The 16,511-nt window shown below is 68.3% G+C and carries 18 protein-coding genes and 1 pseudogene; 7 read left to right on the top strand and 12 right to left on the bottom strand.

Annotation, left to right across the window (positions count from 1 at the left end):
- The 4 genes and pseudogenes from E8A12_RS06990 to E8A12_RS06975 all read right to left on the bottom strand — a co-directional run.
- A pseudogene (locus tag E8A12_RS06990) lies at positions 1-197 on the bottom strand (DNA polymerase III subunit delta); the annotation flags it as partial.
- A gap of 5 nt (positions 198-202) precedes the next feature.
- Positions 203-781: an LPS assembly lipoprotein LptE gene (gene lptE / locus E8A12_RS06985; protein WP_293367197.1), complete on the bottom strand. Its 579-nt coding sequence runs from the start codon at positions 779-781 to the stop codon at positions 203-205.
- 1 nt (position 782) lies between these two features.
- Positions 783-3,368, bottom strand: coding sequence for a leucine--tRNA ligase (gene leuS / locus E8A12_RS06980; RefSeq protein ID WP_293367196.1), 2,586 nt, complete (start codon positions 3,366-3,368; stop codon positions 783-785).
- 80 nt (positions 3,369-3,448) lie between these two features.
- Positions 3,449-3,931 carry a DUF3576 domain-containing protein gene (locus E8A12_RS06975; protein ID WP_293367195.1) on the bottom strand — a complete coding sequence of 161 codons (483 nt, stop codon included), beginning with the start codon at positions 3,929-3,931 and terminating at the stop codon, positions 3,449-3,451.
- Between the two features lie 357 nt (positions 3,932-4,288).
- Between E8A12_RS06975 and E8A12_RS06970 the strand changes: the two genes are divergently transcribed.
- Entirely contained in the window at positions 4,289-4,636 is a 348-nt protein-coding gene (locus E8A12_RS06970) for an NtrZ family periplasmic regulatory protein (protein ID WP_293367194.1), read from the top strand.
- A gap of 3 nt (positions 4,637-4,639) precedes the next feature.
- On the opposite strand, the gene E8A12_RS06965 is transcribed toward E8A12_RS06970, so the two are convergent.
- Complete coding sequence (locus E8A12_RS06965) at positions 4,640-5,371, bottom strand: thiamine phosphate synthase (protein ID WP_293367193.1); 732 nt, start codon at positions 5,369-5,371, stop codon at positions 4,640-4,642.
- Between E8A12_RS06965 and E8A12_RS06960 the strand changes: the two genes are divergently transcribed.
- Positions 5,265-5,921, top strand: a complete 657-nt coding sequence (locus E8A12_RS06960) for a YggS family pyridoxal phosphate-dependent enzyme (protein ID WP_293367192.1) — start codon at positions 5,265-5,267, stop codon at positions 5,919-5,921. The two genes, E8A12_RS06965 and E8A12_RS06960, sit on opposite strands and share 107 nt — an antisense overlap.
- Here E8A12_RS06960 and E8A12_RS06955 read toward each other — a convergent pair.
- Together E8A12_RS06955 and E8A12_RS06950 are read right to left on the bottom strand one after the other, a co-directional pair.
- Positions 5,918-6,373: a hypothetical protein gene (locus E8A12_RS06955; protein ID WP_293367191.1), complete on the bottom strand. Its 456-nt coding sequence runs from the start codon at positions 6,371-6,373 to the stop codon at positions 5,918-5,920. The genes E8A12_RS06960 and E8A12_RS06955 overlap by 4 nt on opposite strands.
- Before the next feature lie 220 nt (positions 6,374-6,593).
- Positions 6,594-7,070: a L,D-transpeptidase family protein gene (locus tag E8A12_RS06950; protein ID WP_293367199.1), complete on the bottom strand. Its 477-nt coding sequence runs from the start codon at positions 7,068-7,070 to the stop codon at positions 6,594-6,596.
- Between the two features lie 105 nt (positions 7,071-7,175).
- On the opposite strand from E8A12_RS06950, the gene E8A12_RS06945 reads away from it, so the two are divergent.
- Positions 7,176-7,859 (top strand): response regulator transcription factor, encoded by a 684-nt coding sequence (locus tag E8A12_RS06945; protein ID WP_293367198.1) that lies wholly within the window; start codon positions 7,176-7,178, stop codon positions 7,857-7,859.
- Here E8A12_RS06945 and E8A12_RS06940 read toward each other — a convergent pair.
- From E8A12_RS06940 to E8A12_RS06930, 3 genes are all read right to left on the bottom strand, one after another.
- Positions 7,856-8,662: an exodeoxyribonuclease III gene (locus tag E8A12_RS06940; RefSeq protein WP_293367190.1), complete on the bottom strand. Its 807-nt coding sequence runs from the start codon at positions 8,660-8,662 to the stop codon at positions 7,856-7,858. The genes E8A12_RS06945 and E8A12_RS06940 overlap by 4 nt on opposite strands.
- Before the next feature lie 237 nt (positions 8,663-8,899).
- Positions 8,900-9,541, bottom strand: coding sequence for an outer-membrane lipoprotein carrier protein LolA (locus E8A12_RS06935; protein WP_293367189.1), 642 nt, complete (start codon positions 9,539-9,541; stop codon positions 8,900-8,902).
- A 70-nt stretch (positions 9,542-9,611) separates the two neighbouring features.
- On the bottom strand, positions 9,612-10,331 hold the full coding sequence (locus tag E8A12_RS06930; RefSeq protein ID WP_293367188.1) for a ribonuclease T: 720 nt from the start codon (positions 10,329-10,331) through the stop codon (positions 9,612-9,614).
- Between the two features lie 84 nt (positions 10,332-10,415).
- Here E8A12_RS06930 and E8A12_RS06925 point away from each other — a divergent pair, with 84 nt between their 5' ends.
- Both E8A12_RS06925 and E8A12_RS06920 read left to right on the top strand, forming a co-directional pair.
- The gene (locus tag E8A12_RS06925; RefSeq protein WP_293367187.1) at positions 10,416-10,751 is read left to right on the top strand and encodes a metalloregulator ArsR/SmtB family transcription factor; all 336 of its coding nucleotides are present in this window, start codon (positions 10,416-10,418) and stop codon (positions 10,749-10,751) included.
- A complete protein-coding gene (locus tag E8A12_RS06920; RefSeq protein WP_293367186.1) occupies positions 10,738-11,196 on the top strand; it encodes an SRPBCC family protein in 459 nt (152 codons plus the stop codon). Before E8A12_RS06925 ends, E8A12_RS06920 begins: the two co-directional genes overlap by 14 nt.
- Here the strand turns inward: E8A12_RS06920 and E8A12_RS06915 are convergent.
- Complete coding sequence (locus E8A12_RS06915; RefSeq protein WP_293367185.1) at positions 11,193-13,544, bottom strand: DNA translocase FtsK; 2,352 nt, start codon at positions 13,542-13,544, stop codon at positions 11,193-11,195. The two genes, E8A12_RS06920 and E8A12_RS06915, sit on opposite strands and share 4 nt — an antisense overlap.
- A gap of 123 nt (positions 13,545-13,667) precedes the next feature.
- On the opposite strand from E8A12_RS06915, the gene E8A12_RS06910 reads away from it, so the two are divergent.
- On the top strand, positions 13,668-14,075 hold the full coding sequence (locus E8A12_RS06910; protein WP_293367184.1) for a hypothetical protein: 408 nt from the start codon (positions 13,668-13,670) through the stop codon (positions 14,073-14,075).
- A 37-nt stretch (positions 14,076-14,112) separates the two neighbouring features.
- On the opposite strand, the gene E8A12_RS06905 is transcribed toward E8A12_RS06910, so the two are convergent.
- On the bottom strand, positions 14,113-14,973 hold the full coding sequence (locus tag E8A12_RS06905; protein ID WP_293367183.1) for a dienelactone hydrolase family protein: 861 nt from the start codon (positions 14,971-14,973) through the stop codon (positions 14,113-14,115).
- Positions 14,974-15,339: 366 nt separating this feature from the next.
- On the opposite strand from E8A12_RS06905, the gene dnaK reads away from it, so the two are divergent.
- Positions 15,340-16,511 (top strand): molecular chaperone DnaK (gene dnaK / locus E8A12_RS06900; protein ID WP_293367182.1); only part of this gene is annotated, 1,172 nt, incomplete at its 3' end.

Below are 16,511 nucleotides of genomic sequence, written 5' to 3'. Positions count from 1 at the left end.
GCGTCGGCGTCGAGATCGCCGTCGGTCAGCTGGGCCACGTCGAAGGGATCGTTGGGGTGCTTGGCGATCTTGGCGGCCAATTGCTGGCCGCGCTCGCGCACGACGCCCAGGTCCCGGCCATAAATCAGAGCGGCGCGCACGCCGGCGTCCGGCCGCGACAGGAAACGTTCGATGTCCGGGCGCTTGCCGAGGATCAACGCCTTTAGCCTCCGGTCGGCAGCCCGGTCGGGGTCGTGGAATCGGCCGGCGGCGGCGTCACCTTCTGTTTGGTCTTCGCCGTGGGTTCGCCGGTGGCGATCCAGGACGCCAGCTCCAGCTGGATGCGCCGCGCGGCCTCCTCGGCGGCCCGGTCCTCGGCGTCCTGCTCGGCGACGATCGCGGCGTAAGGGTCGTCGGCGGAATCGTAGGTGACTTCCACGCGCACGCGGCCCTTCTTGGCGATGTCGCCGGCGGGCAGGTTGGCCAGGGTGTAGTCGGCGGTCATCACGAATTCGTAGCGGGTGGCGACATTGTCGGTGCGCACGCCGCGCGGATAGCGCGCCTCGGACAGCGACAGGCCCATGGAATAGAGCGCCGGCACGCTGCGGTCCTTGGCGAAAGCGTCTTCCAGGTGCTCGCGGATCAGGAAGCCGGCTCTGCCATTGGGCTGGACGACGTTGATCGCGGCCAGCTTCGGCACCACGCCCTGCGCGGCGTAGAGCGGGGTGAACCCGCAACCGCCGAGCGCCAGGCTGGCGGCCGCGGCGCCCAGGCTCAGCAGGAGCTTGGCGGGGCGTTCCACGTCAGGCGGCCACGATATTGACGATGCGGTCGGGCACCACGATCACCTTGCGGATGGTCAGGCCCTCAAGGCGCCGCGCGATCTCGGGGTCGTCAAGCACGATCTTCTCCACGTCCGCCGCCGAGGCGCCCGCCGGGGCCGATATTTCGCCTCGCCGCTTGCCATTGACCTGCACCGGCAGCACCCGAACCGCGTCTTCGGTAAGCGCGATGTCGAAGGCCGGCCAGTCCGCCATGGCGACCATGCCCCCTCCGCCGACCCGCGCCCAGCACTCTTCGGCCAGGTGTGGCGTGAACGGCGCAATCAGCCGGGCGAAGGCCGACAGCGCCTCGTGGCGGGCGGCCAGCAGGGGGCCGCTGGCGCCAGCCGCCGGATTGGCCTTCAGCAGGTTCAGGAACTCGTAGAGCCGCGCGATCCCCGAATTGAACCGGAAGGTGTCGATGGCCTCGGTGACCTGGCGGGTCAGCTTGTGGGTCGCACGGCGCACGGCCACGGCGGCCTCGCCGCCGCCGCCGGTGGGCGATCCCGCGCCATCGGGCTGGCTATCGAACTCCTCCCAGACCCGGTTCACGAAACGCCAAGCGCCCTGGACGCCGGCGTTGGACCACTGGGCGTCGCGCTCGGGCGGGCTGTCGGACAGCACGAACAGGCGCGCCGCGTCGACGCCGTAAACGTCGAAGATCTCCTCCGGCGCCACGGTGTTGCGCTTGGACTTCGACATCTTCTCGACATCGCCGATCACCACCTCGGCCCCGTTCTCCACGAGGCGGGCGCGGCGGGCCTTGCCCTCGACGATCACCTCGACGTCCTTGGGCTCCAGCCACTCGCCGCTCTGCCGACGATAGGTCTCGTGGGTGACCATGCCCTGGGTGAAAAGGCCGGCGAACGGCTCGCGCACGCCCAGCTGGCCGTCGTCGGCCAGCGCCTTGGTGACGAAGCGCGCATAGAGCAGGTGCAGCACGGCGTGCTCGATGCCGCCGATGTACTGGTCGACCGGCAGCCAGTAGTCGGCGGCCTGCTTGTCGATGGGCTCGGCCGCGTCCGGGTTGGCGAAACGGGCGAAGTACCAGGACGAATCCACGAAGGTGTCGAGGGTGTCGACCTCACGGGTGGCTGGGCCGCCGCACCTGGGACAGATCGTGTGCTTCCAGGTCGGGTGGCGGGCCAGGGCATTGCCGGGCTTGCCGAACTCCAGGTCGTCGGGCAGCGCCACCGGCAGGGCCGACCTCGGCAAGGGCACGACGCCGTCCTTGTCGCAATGAACCACGGGGATCGGGCAGCCCCAGGCGCGCTGGCGGGCCACGCCCCAGTCGCGCAGGCGGAACACCGTCGCGCCCTGGCCCTGGCCAAGCTCCTCCATCCGCGCGATGGCCGCGGTCTTGGCGGCCTCGATGTCCAGCCCGTCCAGGAACCGTGAATGATAGATCGTGCCGGGGCCCAGATAGGGCTCGTCGCCAATGGCGAAAGTCTCCGGGTCCTCGCCGGGCGGCAGCACCACCGGGGTCACCGGAAGTTTGTATTTATGGGCGAAATCGAGATCTCGCTGGTCGTGGGCCGGGCAGCCGAACAGGGCGCCCGCGCCATAGTCCATCAGTACGAAGTTGGCGATCCAGATCGGGAGCTCCCAGCTGGGATCGAAGGGGTGCTTAACTCGGATGCCGGTGTCGAAGCCCAGCTTCTCGGCGGTGTCGATCTCCGCCTGGCTGGCGCCGCCCTTCTTGCACTCGGCGATGAAGGCCTGGGCCGCGACGTCGGCGGCCGCAACCCGCTCGGCCAGCGGATGGTCGGCGGCGATGGCCACGAAGCTGGCCCCGAACAGGGTGTCGGGCCGCGTCGTGTAGACCTCCAGGCCCTTATCGAACCCCCGGGGCGGCTCGCCGGCGAACTCGAACGAGAAGGTCAGCCCCTTGGAGCGGCCGATCCAGTTCTCCTGCATGACCCGCACCTTCTCGGGCCAGCGGTCCAGGGTCGCCAAGTCGTCGGTCAGCTGATCGGCGTAATTGGTGATGCGCATGAACCACTGGTTCAGCTTGCGCTTCTCGACCACCGCGCCGGAGCGCCAGCCGCGGCCGTCAACCACCTGCTCGTTGGCCAGCACGGTCATATCCACCGGGTCCCAGTTGACCATCCCCTCGCGGCGATAGACCAGGCCGCGGGCGAACAGGTCGAGGAACAAGGCCTGCTGCTGGCCGTAATAGGCGACGTCGCAGGTGGCGAATTCACGGGACCAGTCGATCGACAGGCCCAGTTCCTTCAGCTCGGCGCGCATCCGGGCGATGTTGTCGTAGGTCCAACCCTTGGGATCGACGCCGCGCTCCATGGCGGCGTTCTCGGCGGGCAGGCCGAAGGCGTCCCAGCCCATCGGGTGCAGCACGGAAAAGCCCCGGGCGCGCTTGAAGCGGGCGATGACGTCGCCCAGCGCATAGTTGCGCACGTGGCCCATGTGCAGGCGTCCCGACGGGTACGGGAACATCTCCAGCACGTAGTACTTGGGCTTGGATGGATCCATCACCGCGCGGAAGGCGTCGGTGTCCGCCCAGGCCTTGCGCCACTTGGGCTCGGTCTCTTTGGGGTTGTAGCGGGCCATCGTGGAGGCTTTGGACTGGAGTGGGACTTCCGGTCAACGGCCTCTGACAGGCGCGCCGACGAACGAACGGCTTGGGCGGCTTAGCCCTTGAGGTTCGAAAGTCGAAGCTGGCGCGCCTTCGTCAGGATGGCGTTCTCGAAGTCCGTCTCGGTCTGGCTGGTCGAGGGGGCGTCGATCCACTGTCCGTTGGCGTCCTTGTTCTGCTTGAACACCGCGACGTTCAGCCCATCGGCGCGCAGGCGCGCGTCCAGGATATAGACAGTGATCTTGAAGCGTTCATCCGGCTTTTCCGGATTCGCGTACCAGTCGGTGATGATCACGCCGCCGTAGGGGTCGGCCGAGGCCAGCGGCATGAAGGACAGGGTGTCCAGCGTCGCGCGCCACAGATAGCCGTTGACGCCGATCTGGGTCGCCGAGTCGGGGTTGACCACCTGTTTGGGGCCGCCCTTCCCGCCGCCGCCGAGCGGATGCATGATGTGGGAACAGCCGGCCACGCCCAGCGAGGCGACAGCCAAGGCGCTCACCGCAACGCCACGCATCCAAGTACCGCGCACAAACGGCATATGTGTCCGTCTCCAATGATTTCCGCGGCGCGAAGCTAGCGCCGCGGCGCCGCCCCGCGCCGGGAGCCTCTATAACAATGCCATGTCAGGCGCCAAACAGGAATCGCGTGACCCTGCCGCCACAGGCGAAGAGGTTCTTCGTCATATGCCGGCATTATGCACGCGGATTAAGTTGACCTTAGCCAGGACGGCTCTCTAATCGGCCTTCACCGTGGCGGAACCTGGGCGACTGGGGGTGTGTGCGCTGCGTCGAGGGGCTATATGTTGGGCATGTCCGTCCGCGGGTTTGCAATGCTGGCCGCCACAACCGCCCTTCTTGGGGCGGCGAGCGGCGTTGCGCAGGCGGCCCCGGCTTCGATGAGTTCAACGACATCGGCGCAGAGCACGACCACCCAGAGCACCTCGACCAAGCCGCTCGACTTCACAGTCCACGCCGACTCCTCGCCGCTCTCCGGCGCCCAGATGCTGAAATGGGACTATGCGGCCAAGGGCCGCTGGGGCGTCACCCTGAACCTGCAGCAGCCCGACACCCGCCAGACCACGCTGAACGACATCCAGGCTGGCGCGTATTACAAGATCACCCCGGCCTTGCGGGTCGGCGGCGCCTTCGCCTTCGGCGACCAACAGCCGATCCAGGGTCCGAAGCCGAACACACCGGACACCAGCCAACCGCGCGTCCAGCTCGAGACCAAGTTCAAGTTCTAGGGTTCAAGTCCCGAACGCGTCCACCGCTGCGACGCCCGCCAGGCCCGAGTCCTTCAGGAGGCGGGCTTTTTTGTTGTCTATGCCGCCCAGGCCATAGACCGCGCCGCCGACGCGGCGAACCAGGATCGCCAGCCGGACCGCGCCCATGGGCGCGCCGGCCGACGCGGATCGGCTCGCAAACACCGTCGAGACCACCGTCGCGTCCGCGCCGGCCCTCAGGGCGCGGCGCGCCGCCGCCGGCGAATGCGCCGCCGCGGTGACGATCCAGAACGGATGGGTTGCTTTCAGCCGCCGCGCGCGCCCCGCGAGCCGTTCGGGCAGGTGCACGCCATCGGCGCCCAGGCTTCGGGCTAGCCCCGCGTCGGCGCCGATCAGCAGGATCAGGCCGCGTGAACGGGCGATCGCTTTCAGCCTGCGCCCCCGCGCTTCGGCGTCGGCGGCTCCGAAGGCGCGGAACACCACCGCCGCGCCGCGCGGCAGGCGTCGGGCGACGGCCTCCGGGTCCGGCGTGCGGGTCGGGTCGGTGAAGAACAGCAGTGTCGGCAGGGCGGCCTTCGCCCCCTTTCGCAGGCGGGCGCGGCGCCCTAGGAACTGGGCCGTCCTCGCGAAGGTCCAGAATCCGCCCGAAATGGCCCAGCCTCCTCCTGCTTTCGCCGATGTCGTGGCCCGGATCGCCCGCGCGACGCAAGCCGCCGCTCGGCCGAGCGGCGACGTGACCCTGGTGGCGGTCTCCAAGATGCAGCCGTGGGAGGCTGTGGCCCCGGTGCTGGCCGCCGGTCAGCGGGTCTTCGGCGAGAACCGGGTGCAGGAGGCGCAGGGCCGCTGGACCGAATGGCGCGGCGAGATCGAGCTGCGCCTGATCGGACCCCTGCAGACCAACAAGGCCGCCGAGGCCGTGGCCTTCTTTGATGTCATCGAGACCCTCGACCGCGAGAAACTGGCCCGCGTCCTGGCCGAAGAGATCGGCAAACAGGGCCGCAGCCCCGGACTCTACGTCCAGGTGAACACCGGCGAAGAACCGCAGAAGGCCGGCGTGATCCCCACCGAGACCGACGCCTTTATCGCCGCCTGCCGCGGGACCTATGGGCTGACGGTGGAAGGCTTGATGTGCATCCCCCCGGCCGCCGAGCCTGCCGGTCCGCACTTCGCCCTGCTGGGCAAGATCGCCGCCCGCAACGGATTGGCGAAGCTCTCCATGGGGATGAGCGACGACTTCGAGACCGCCATCGCCTTCGGGGCGACCAGCGTGCGGGTGGGCTCGGCGGTGTTCGGGGCGCGCAGCTAGCGGGCGGTGAACGCCCGCGGATCGAAGGCCTGCAGATCCGGCTCGATCCAGACGCGCCGCGCCTCGACCGAAAAGAGCCGGTCCTTCGACCAGTAGGCGAGCGGCCAGTCCGAGCGGCCCAGTGGACCCGCCATCAGGGCGTCGACGATTTCATTCAGGGGTCTGTCCGGTGGATGCGAGGCCAAGACGGCCCCCGCCGCAGCGAGCGAGGCCTGAGTGATGGTCTCGTGGTAGCCGCCAGAGTCGGAGTTCTCGACGCCCGTGGCTTCGTTGTAGGCGCGGATCAGCGGCGGCATGCGTTCCGCGAGCCGCCAGTCCGGCCGGTGGCGCAGCAGCCAGAGCGCCGCCGCGAAGTGGGCGGCGTGGGTCCACTCAGCCTTGGGGAGCGAGCGGTAGATCAGGCCAAGGCCGACGCGGTCGACATCGGTTTCGGTGCAGAAGTCGGTGGTCATGGGTCTCTTTCTCTGGCGAAAGGCCCGAACGGCGACATGAAAAACCCCGCCGGTCAGGCGGGGTTGGGAGCGGGTTTCGAAGGGTTGGAAGACCTAGTTCGAAACGACCATGCGCGCCCACGCCGCCAGGAGGCGGTTCTGATTCTGCTGGGCGGTTTTGGGCGTCGCGGCCATGGCCGACGCCTTAAGGGCCTATCCGGGAGCCTGTCAATGACGCCGCTTAGCGGGCGCGGATCTCCAGGGCGTCGCCCGGACGGGCGGCGGCCAGCAACGCTTCCATGTCCGGGCGAGCGAGCGCGACGCAACCCTCGGTGGGCGTGTAGCCCTCTCGCGCCAGGTGCAGGAAGATCGCCGAGCCCATGCCGGGCTCAGGCGGATCATCGTTGTGGCCCAGGATCACCACCAGGTCGTAGACGTGGTCGTCGCGCCACAGGTTCTCGTGGCTCGTGGCGCGGGGCAGCTTGACCAGGCGGTTGTAGGCGGCGTCGTGAGGATCGTCGCACCAGCCGTCGTCCGGCGACATCGCCACGACCGGCAGGGCCGTCTTCGGCGCGCCGCCTCTGTCGGGCCGATAGAACACGCGGCGGATCGGCCAGATGCCGGCCGGTGAGGCCAGGTCGCCCTCGCGCTTGTCCTTCGCGGGCTTCACGCCGGACCTGCCCAGCGCGCAGCGCACCCGGCGCCCTGAAAGCTCCATCCACCCGCCGCTGAGGCTCGAATCGGCGGTGGCGGTGAAGATCACGGGGCGCGTTCCTAAATACGGTTGGTCGCAAGCGGCGATGCGGTGCATGTTCGTCCGGTCATGGCCCAACGCAAGACCCTCCTCATCGTCGATGACGACGCGGACCTGCGCGGCGCCGTGGCCGAACAGCTCCAGTCGGAGGATTTCGACACCCTGGAGGCGGCCACCGCCGCCGAGGGCGTGCGCTTGGCCCAGACCGAGCGGCCGGATCTGATCCTGCTCGACGTCGATCTGCCTGACTTCGACGGCCGCGAGGCCTGCCGGCGCATGCGCGCGAGCGGCGTGTCGACCCCGGTGATCATGCTGACGGCGGCGGGCGAGGACGACGACACCGTCCAGGGCCTCGACGCCGGAGCCAACGACTACGTCACCAAGCCCTACAAGTTCGCCGTGCTCTTGGCCCGAATCCGGGTGCAATTGCGCGACTACGAGCATTCCGAGGGCGCTGTCTTCCGGCTGGGCGCCTATGAGTTCCGCCCCGCCGGCAAGATGCTGGTCGATCCGCAGGCCAAGAAAATCCGCCTGACGGAGAAGGAAACCAACATCCTGAAGTACCTCTACCGGGCCGGCGAAAAGCCGGTGTCGCGGGAGGAGCTGCTGGCCGAGGTCTGGGGCTACAACGCCGGCGTGACCACCCACACCCTGGAAACCCACGTCTACCGCCTTCGCCAGAAGATCGAGAGCGATCCGGCCAACGCCAAGCTGCTGCTGACCGAGGCGGGTGGCTACAAGCTGGCGCCCTAGAGCATCAGGTCCGCGCTGACCGGCGCGTGATCTGAAGGGCGTTCCCATTCGCGGACGTCGTCGTGGATGCGGGCCGCGGCGGCGCCCAGACGGAAGGCGGCGTCGCGCAGGCCGGGCGTCACCAGGATGTGGTCGAGGCGCAGGCCGCGGTTGGACTGGCGGAAGTCCTGAGCGCGATAGCTCCACCACGACGCCAGCTTTTGCGGCTCCGGATAGGCTTCGCGGGTCAGGTCGATAAAGCCTAGCGATTTGCGCAGGGCATCCATGGCTTCGATCTCCACCGGCGTGTGGCTGACGATCTTGGACATGTACTTGTGGTTCCAGACGTCGTTCTCGCCGGGCGCCACGTTGAGGTCGCCGACGATGGCCAGCGGGGCCTTGGGGTCCCGCTTGCCGAGCTCAGCAGTGAGCTTTTCGTAGAAGTCGAGCTTGTGGTCGAACTTCGGGTTCTCCACGCGGTCGGGCACGTCGCCGCCGGCCGGGATGTAGAAGTTGTGGATCTCGACCCCTGCCACGGTGGCGCCGACGCAGCGGGCGTGGCCCTCGCGGCAGACGTCCAGCGGCGGGGCGTCCTCCAGCGGCAGGCGCGAGGCCATCGCGACGCCGTGCCAGCCCTTCTGGCCGGCGATCTTCAGGTGGGGCAGGCCCATGTCGACGAAGGCCTGACGCGGGAACTCGCCCTCGCGGCACTTGATCTCCTGAAGGCACAGCACGTCAGGCCCCTGTTCGGCGACGAAGCGGGCGGCCTGTTCAGCGCGCAGGCGCACGGAGTTGACGTTCCAGGTGCAGATTCGAAGGCGCATGCCGCTCCTTAAGGGTGGCTGTCGCGTATGGGAATGGAGCGGATAAAGGGACGCCCGGGCACTGGAGAAGCCCGGGCGTTGAAGTGGTCTCTCATGCCGCGGCCGGGAGGGGATAGGTTCCGGCACGGATTCCGCCCGCGCGTACGCGCGCAAACGAGATAGTGGCATTCACGCCACATACAACGCAAAAGTCAAGAGTTATCGAGTTAGGCCTTGCCCGTGACGAATCCGTCACAATCAACCTTGAGTCGCCGGTTTTGGCCTCGGGTCCTTGAGCACGAAAAGGGCGGGGTCCAGGCCGGATGTGGCCTGCAGGCCGTTGAGGCGGACCTGCGTCGTGTTCCCCTGGGCGTCGGTCACGGTCCAGGCCGCCAGCGACATGGGCCTGTCGTGGAAAGTCAGCACGATCTGGCCGGCGGTCTCGCGCTTGCCGTCCCGAGCGGTGATCGAAAACCCATCGGCGGCGCGGGTGACGCGGGTCACCTGCACGCCCCGGTCCAACCGGATGGTTTTGGCCAGGAACAGCGAGAGCGGCGTCGCACCCAGTGGGTAGGCGGTGAAGGTGTTCAGCCGGCTGTCGGAGACGATTACGCGACCGCCGTCGGAAACGACGAGCAGGCCCGCAGGCGGATCGTAGGCGAAGCGGGCCTTGCCGGGGCGCTTCAGGAAAAGTTCGCCGGAGGTCATCGCGCCGCGGGCGTCGGTCTGGGTGAAGCGGCCCTTCGCCTCGCCAAGTCCTTGCAGATAGGCGACCGCCTTGTCGACCAGCGCCTGATCCTCCGCCGACAGGGCCGGCGGCGGAGTGGCGGCGAAGGCGGCGGCGGGCGCCAGGGCGGCCGCTGCGATCATGGCGAGCAATTGGCGGCGGGGTAGGCTCATCGTCGATCTCATGAGAGGCAAGGTGGCCGCCCAGCATGCTGGCCGCAAGGTGTCCGAAACGCTCGGAACGTCAGAAGGCGCCCGTCTGACTGGGCGCGAGCGTCATATGGAGGCCGTTCGGCGCGCCCGCGCCGCCCGGGCAGGCCGTGGGCTTGAACTTCAGGTCGTAGCAGATCCGCACTTCGCTTAGCGCGCCCGAGCCCCGCAGCGTCTGGATGTAGATCTCGTCGCCCGCGAGGCTGGCGTTGGTGGCCAGGAAGGCGGACCGCACGGCGCTGGCGGTGAGCTCACCGGCCGGGATCCGCTCGATCCGCGGCAGCGTCAGCCGATCGAACAGGGCCGCGGCCTGGCCGAAATAGGCCTGCGGACTGGCCCAGGCCGCGCAGGTCCCGTGCGCCTGCCACTCGTGTTGCAGCAGGATCGGTGACGGCGTGCGGCAATACATCTGGCGGACGGTCGCGGCGTCGAGGGCGCCGGCGGGCAGGCAGAACCGGGGATAGGGCGGGTGCGCCCCATCGGGCCACAGGCCGTGCAGGGTGAAGCCGAATGGGCGGCCGCATTCCATTTCCTTGGCCGAGGCGCCGGCGCCGCCCGTGCGGCACCATTCCGGCGTCCAGTTCAGCGCCAGCACATAGTAGGCGACGCTCACGCCGTGCACGACCTCGTCCGGCCGCGGCGTCAGAGCCGGCGCGGGCGTCAGGCTCGGCGGAGGCGTGCAGACGGGCGCGGCGAAGGCCGGCGCGCACGTGGCGGCGATTACGGCCGCAAGGGCATGGGCGGGCAAACGCATGGCGCATCCTAAGCGAGGTGCGCATCCCGCGTCAGCCCGGCGCGCGCAAATTGACACGCAAGTAATTACTTGCATATTGGAGCCATGACCGATGAGATGGACCGGGTCTTCAAGGCGCTGGCGGACGCGAGCCGCAGATCGTTGCTGGACGACCTGTTCCGTGAACCCGGCCAAACCCTGGGCGCACTTGCGGCGCGCCTGGACATGACCCGCCAAGCGGTGAGCCAGCACCTTAGCGTCCTGGAGGCCGCCAACCTCATCGCCACCGTCCGGAGGGGCCGCGAGAAGCTGCACTACATGAACCCCGTCCCGATCCACGAGGCGCACGCCCGCTGGATCGCGAAATTCGAACGGCCCCGACTCGACGCCCTGGCCGATCTCAAACAGCGCCTCGAAGGAGACCGCGATGACAAAGCCTAGTTACGTCTACGTGACCTACATCGTCACCACGCCGCAAAAGGTCTGGAATGCGATCACCGACGAGACCCTCAGCGCGCGCTATTGGCAGCGGGCCAACGTCTCCGATTGGCAGGTCGGCTCGACCTGGGCCCACAAATTTCCCGATAAGCCGGCCGACCTGGTTGGCGAGGTGCTTGAGGTCGACCCGCCGCGCCGCCTGGTGCTGAGCTGGGCCTACCCGTCTCAGGCCCATGATCCGCAGAAGGTCAGCTGCGTCGCCTTCGACATCGAAGAGCTCGGCGAAAAGGTGCGCCTGACCGTCAGCCACACCGGCCTGGACGACTCCAACCTGCTCGACATCTCCGAGGGCTGGCCCGCGGTGCTTTCGAACCTGAAAACACTTCTCGAGACTGGTCAAACTATTCCCGACGCCTTCAGCGGCATTCACCGCAAGCCGAAGGGCTAGGGCGCCGCGGAGACCAAGATCTCGCGTTTGCCAGCGTGGTTGGCGGGGCCGACCACGCCTTCCTGTTCCATCCGCTCCATCAGCGAGGCGGCCCGGTTGTAGCCGATCTGCAGGCGGCGCTGGATGTAGCTGGTCGAGGCCTTGCCATCGCGGGTGACCACGGCCACGGCGCGATCGTAGAGATCATTGGATTCGCCGCCCTCGCCGCCGAAGCCCTGGTCGCCCGGCTCGCCGTCCTCGGCCGGAGCCGCGGTGACCTCCTCCAGGTACTGCGGCTGGCCCTGTTCGCGCAGGAACTTGGCGACCGCTTCCACCTCTCCATCGCTGACGAAAGGTCCGTGCAGGCGGGTGATCCGCCCACCGCCGGCCATGTAGAGCTGGTCGCCCTGACCGAGCAACTGCTCGGCGCCCTGCTCGCCCAGGATGGTGCGGCTGTCGATCTTCGACGTCACCTGGAAGGAGATCCGAGTCGGGAAGTTGGCCTTGATGGTGCCGGTGATCACGTCCACCGACGGCCGCTGGGTGGCCATGATCAGGTGGATGCCGGCGGCCCGCGCCATTTGCGCCAAGCGTTGGACGGCGCCTTCAATGTCCTTGCCGGCCACCATCATCAGGTCGGCGACTTCGTCGATGATGACCACGAGCATGGGCATCGGTTCGGGGGTGATCTTCTCGCTTTCGTAGATCGCCCGGCCCGCGTCATCGAAGCCCGTCTGCACCGTGCGTTCGAAGTGCTCGCCCTTGGCCGCGGCCTCCTTGGCGCGCTCGTTGTAGGAGGCGACGTTGCGCACGCCGATCTTCGACATGCGGCGATAGCGGTCCTCCATCTCGCGGACTGTCCACTTGAGCGCGACGATCGCCTTCTTGGGATCGGTCACCACCGGCGCCAGCAGGTGGGGGATGCCGTCGTAGACGCTGAGTTCCAGCATCTTCGGGTCGATCATGATCATCCGGCACTGGTCTGGCGGCAGCCGGTAGAGGATCGACAGGATCATGGCGTTGACGCCCACCGACTTGCCCGAGCCGGTGGTGCCGGCGATCAACAGGTGAGGCATGCGCGCCAGGTCGGCGATGTAGGGCTCACCGCCGATGGTCTCGCCCAGCGCCATGGGCAGCGTCTGGCCGCCGCGCTCGTATTCGGAAGAGGCCAGGAGGTCGCGCAGATAGACCGTCTCGCGCTTCTGGTTGGGCAATTCGATGCCGATGGCGTTGCGCCCGGGCACCACGGACACGCGGCAGGCGGCGACGCTCATGGAGCGGGCGATATCGTCACTGAGCGCCACCACGCGGGCCGACTTCACGCCGGCGGCCGGGACCAGCTCGTAGAGGGTGACCACAGGGCCGGGGCGGATCTGGTCGACCGTGCCCTTGACCCCGAACTCGGCCAGCACGCTCTCCAGCAGCTGGGCGTTCTGGCGAAGCGCGCCTTCGTCGAACTGGGCGGCGCGGGGCTTCGGCTTGGCCAGCATGGAGAGCTCAGGCAGCAGGAAGCCGCCGGGCCGGACGAACTCGAAGGTTGACTGGGCCTCGCGCTGCTCGCGCGGGCTCTCCTTGGGCCCGGTCTTGGGCGCCTTGACCTTCGGGCCTTCGCCGAAATTGTGGGCGACGGGCGCGGGGTCGAGCGCGGCGTCGGGGATCCCGCCCTCGCGGCGTTCGCGGGTCGAGACCCTGGCCGCGCGCTCAGGCTTTGACAGTGCGGCGGCGGCCAGCTTCGGCTTGGGCGTCAGGGCGACCGACAGCCACTCGCCCAGGGTGTGCAGCTCCGAGGGGCGCAGGCCGATAGCGTAGGCCAGCGCGACCAAGGCGGCCCCCGCAAACGCTACCGCGGCGATCGGCTGGGCAAAGGGCAGGTGGGCGTAGGCCAGCAGCCTCGAGAGGCCGGTGAGCAGGGCGTCGCCCCACAGGCCGCCCAGGCCCCTGGCCAGCGGCCAGGCGGCGGGCGGCGCCGGCCACGCGAGCGCGGCCGCCAGCGCCAGGACGCCCGCGATGCCTGCCAGGGCGCGCAGCCGAAGGGACCCTCGCGTGGCCGCGGGTTCGCTGGCGGCAGCCCGGCAAAGTCCCAGGACCACCACCGTCAGGGCCAGGAAGGCGCAGGCCAGGCCCAGGGACTGGACGCCGAGGTCAGCGAGCGTCGCGCCCGGCGCCCCCAGCGCATTGGTCGGCGCAGCCGGGCCGGCGGCGTTCAGGCTCGGATCGGCGGCGTTGTAGGTGGCGAAGGCCACGGCCAGGCCCGCGCCCGCCGCGGCCGTGACGCCGCCGCGCAGGCGCGCCGTCCCGGGATGCGACCAGGCGAGGTCGGCGATGTGCCAGACCAAGGCCATGCCGGTCTTCCGGGCCGTGCGCGCCATGCTGAAACCGCTCCACTCAAATCAACAGCCCTGTTTCGCGCCGCGATGGTTAACCGGCATTTACTTTGCGGCCCCCGCACAGGCGATTTGCCGAGGCCGGGCCCGGGCATTAGGGTCGCGCCCATGCAATGGACGATGCCGCATCGCGTGCTTCAGGTCGTGGGCGTGCTGCTCGCCCTGGTGGCGCTCTCCGCCTTCACGCTTGGCGTGGTCAATGCGCCGTCGCACGGGCGCATGCCGGGCGAGCGGGCCGCGGCCAGCGCAGGCGCGACAGCCCTGACGGCGACTGACGCCGTGCCGCTGAGCGCCGACCGCATCGAAGGCGCGGCTTCACCCCACGAACTGACGCCCGAGGAGAAGGAAAAGCTCGAGGCGGACAAGGAAGCCAAGGAAGAGGCCGACGAGGAAGCCAGGGCCGCCGCCGCCACTGCTCCGCCAGGCGCTTCCGCGGCCCCTGGCGCCGTTGCGCCGGCCGGCGCCGTCCCCACCGAGGCGCCCCCCGCGCCCGCGCCGGACGAGGCGCCCCACTAGGAGGTCTCGCCCCGTCTCGCCCAGTACGGGAGGGACGCTAGGCCACCCCGTGCGCTTTGAAGAAGGCCAGCATCTTCGGCCAGGCGTCGGCCGAGGCCTTGGGGTCGTAGCTGGTGCGGTAGTCGGCCAGGAAGCCGTGTTGGCTGTCGGGATAGACGATGATCTCGCCCTCCTTGCCGGCCGCTTTCAGCGCCGCGCGCATGTCCTCGATGTCCTTGGCGGTGATGCTCTTGTCCTGTCCGCCATATAGGCCGAGCACCGGGCACTTCAGGTCCTTCACGCCGTCGATCGGCGGCGTGCGCGGATAGGGGCCGGCCTTCAGGGGGCCATACCACGCCACCCCCGCTTTGAATTCGGGGAAGGTCTCGCAGTCGCGCCAGACGGCCCCGCCGCCCCAGCAGAAGCCCGTCGTCCCCAGCCGCTTCATGTCGGCGTAGGGCTGGGCCGCGAGGTATTTGAGCGAGGCGGTGGTGTCGCCGAGCACCTGCGCCTCCGGCTGAGCTTTCACGATGTTCATGACCACGGTCATGTCGGTGGTTTTCGAGGGATCGCCCGTGCGGACGAAGAGGTCGGGGGCCAGCGCCACATAGCCGGCCTTCGCCAGGCGGCGGCAGATGTCCTTGACCCACTCATGCACGCCGAAGACCTCGGAATTGACGAACACCACCGGGTGTTTGCCCTTTGCGGCCGGTCGCGCGAGGAAACCGGGGATCTTGCGATCAGCGGTCTGGATCTCGACCGTTTCGGTCACCAGGCCGACAGAGTCGGTGGTGATTGTCTCGGCGTCGGCAGAGTAGGCCGCCACGGCGTAGCCGCCGGCCACGGCGAGTGCGATGGAGCGCCGTGTGAGGTCCAGATCGCCGGGCTGGGTGCCTTCGGCGCGAGTGAGCGTGACCAAGGTAAGCCTCCGTAAGGGGTAATTGTGGTTGTTATCCCGACACTGCGGCGCCAGGACACAGGGAGTCAAAAGTGGCGGCGTATGCAAAACCGCGATCGTTGGGGCCGCCACGGCGTCATCCGTCGCCCGAAACGCGTCACGGCCACGTAACATTTGACTCATGTGCTTGGCGCGATTGGAGACTTTCACCCTTGCGGGCGCGTCCTCTTTCCCCATATCGGCTGACAACGCCGGGCTACGCGCGAGTAAACCTTCGCGACGGAGCCGGGCGAAGTTCTGATCGAACCGGGGACGTTGCAAGACAGAGGCGCTTCACTAGAAGGCTTCCCCGTAGCGTCCGCCAACAAGGAGCGAGCTAGACTCTCAATGAGCAAGATTATCGGTATCGACCTCGGCACGACCAATTCGTGCGTCGCCATCATGGATGGCAAGACGCCGAAGGTGATCGAAAACGCCGAAGGCGCACGCACCACGCCCTCCGTCGTCGCCTTCCTGGAGGACGGCGAACGGCTGGTCGGCCAGCCGGCCAAGCGCCAGGCGGTGACCAATCCCTCCAACACCCTGTTCGCCATCAAGCGCCTGATCGGCCGCCAGATGACCGATCCGATGGTGGAGAAGGACAAGGGCATGGTGCCCTACGACATCGTCAAGGGCCCGAACGGCGACGCCTGGGTGCGAGCGCAGGGCAAGGACTATTCGCCGCAGCAGGTGTCGGCCTTCATCCTGCAGAAGATGAAGGAAGCCGCCGAGCAGCATCTCGGCGAGAAGGTCGAAAAGGCGGTCATCACCGTCCCGGCCTATTTCAACGACGCCCAGCGCCAAGCGACCAAGGACGCTGGCAGGATCGCGGGCCTCGAAGTCCTGCGGATCATCAACGAGCCGACCGCCGCGGCGCTGGCCTACGGGCTGGAGAAGAACGACGGCAAGAAGATCGCGGTCTACGACCTGGGCGGCGGCACCTTCGACGTGTCGATCCTGGAGATCGGCGACGGCGTCTTCGAGGTGAAGTCCACCAACGGCGACACCTTCCTGGGCGGCGAGGACTTCGACCTCAGGATCGTCGACTTCCTGGCCGACGAGTTCAAAAAGGAGAACTCGGTCGACCTGCGCAAGGACAAGCTGGCCCTTCAGCGGCTCAAGGAAGAGGCGGAAAAAGCCAAGAAGGAACTCTCCTTCACCGCCCAGTACGAGCTCAACCTGCCGTTCATCTCGATGAACGCCAACGGCCCGTTGCACCTGAACATCAAGCTCTCCCGCGCCAAGCTGGAAGCCCTGGTTGAAGACCTGGTGGCCAAGACCATCGGCCCCTGCGATCAGGCGCTGAAGGACGCGGGCCTGAAGAAGTCCGACATCGACGAGGTGATCCTGGTCGGCGGCATGACCCGCATGCCCAAGGTCGTCGAGACCGTGAAGGCCTTCTTCGGCCGTGAACCGCACACTGGCGTGAACCCCGACGAAGTCGTGGCGCTGGGCGCGGCGGTGCAGGCCGGCGTGCTGCAGGGCGACGTCAAGGACGTGCTGCTGCTCGACGTGACGCC

The sequence above is a fragment of the Phenylobacterium sp. genome (genome assembly GCF_004799395.1).
In the GTDB taxonomy this organism is placed as follows: Bacteria; Pseudomonadota; Alphaproteobacteria; order Caulobacterales; family Caulobacteraceae; genus Phenylobacterium.
This window is presented reverse-complemented; position numbering and strand designations above follow the sequence as displayed.

Excerpts from the sequence above, each read along its gene's own strand:
- leuS (WP_293367196.1), bottom strand. The coding sequence starts at position 3,368 with ATGGCCCGCTACAACCCCAAAGAGACCGAGCCCAAGTGGCGCAAGGCC.
- E8A12_RS06975 (WP_293367195.1), bottom strand. The coding sequence starts at position 3,931 with ATGCCGTTTGTGCGCGGTACTTGGATGCGTGGCGTTGCGGTGAGCGCC.
- E8A12_RS06970 (WP_293367194.1), top strand. The coding sequence starts at position 4,289 with ATGAGTTCAACGACATCGGCGCAGAGCACGACCACCCAGAGCACCTCG.
- E8A12_RS06960 (WP_293367192.1), top strand. The coding sequence starts at position 5,265 with ATGGCCCAGCCTCCTCCTGCTTTCGCCGATGTCGTGGCCCGGATCGCC.
- E8A12_RS06955 (WP_293367191.1), bottom strand. The coding sequence starts at position 6,373 with ATGACCACCGACTTCTGCACCGAAACCGATGTCGACCGCGTCGGCCTT.
- E8A12_RS06950 (WP_293367199.1), bottom strand. The coding sequence starts at position 7,070 with ATGGAGCTTTCAGGGCGCCGGGTGCGCTGCGCGCTGGGCAGGTCCGGC.
- E8A12_RS06945 (WP_293367198.1), top strand. The coding sequence starts at position 7,176 with ATGGCCCAACGCAAGACCCTCCTCATCGTCGATGACGACGCGGACCTG.
- E8A12_RS06940 (WP_293367190.1), bottom strand. The coding sequence starts at position 8,662 with ATGCGCCTTCGAATCTGCACCTGGAACGTCAACTCCGTGCGCCTGCGC.
- E8A12_RS06935 (WP_293367189.1), bottom strand. The coding sequence starts at position 9,541 with ATGAGCCTACCCCGCCGCCAATTGCTCGCCATGATCGCAGCGGCCGCC.
- E8A12_RS06930 (WP_293367188.1), bottom strand. The coding sequence starts at position 10,331 with ATGCGTTTGCCCGCCCATGCCCTTGCGGCCGTAATCGCCGCCACGTGC.
- E8A12_RS06925 (WP_293367187.1), top strand. The coding sequence starts at position 10,416 with ATGACCGATGAGATGGACCGGGTCTTCAAGGCGCTGGCGGACGCGAGC.
- E8A12_RS06920 (WP_293367186.1), top strand. The coding sequence starts at position 10,738 with ATGACAAAGCCTAGTTACGTCTACGTGACCTACATCGTCACCACGCCG.
- E8A12_RS06915 (WP_293367185.1), bottom strand. The coding sequence starts at position 13,544 with ATGGCGCGCACGGCCCGGAAGACCGGCATGGCCTTGGTCTGGCACATC.
- E8A12_RS06910 (WP_293367184.1), top strand. The coding sequence starts at position 13,668 with ATGCAATGGACGATGCCGCATCGCGTGCTTCAGGTCGTGGGCGTGCTG.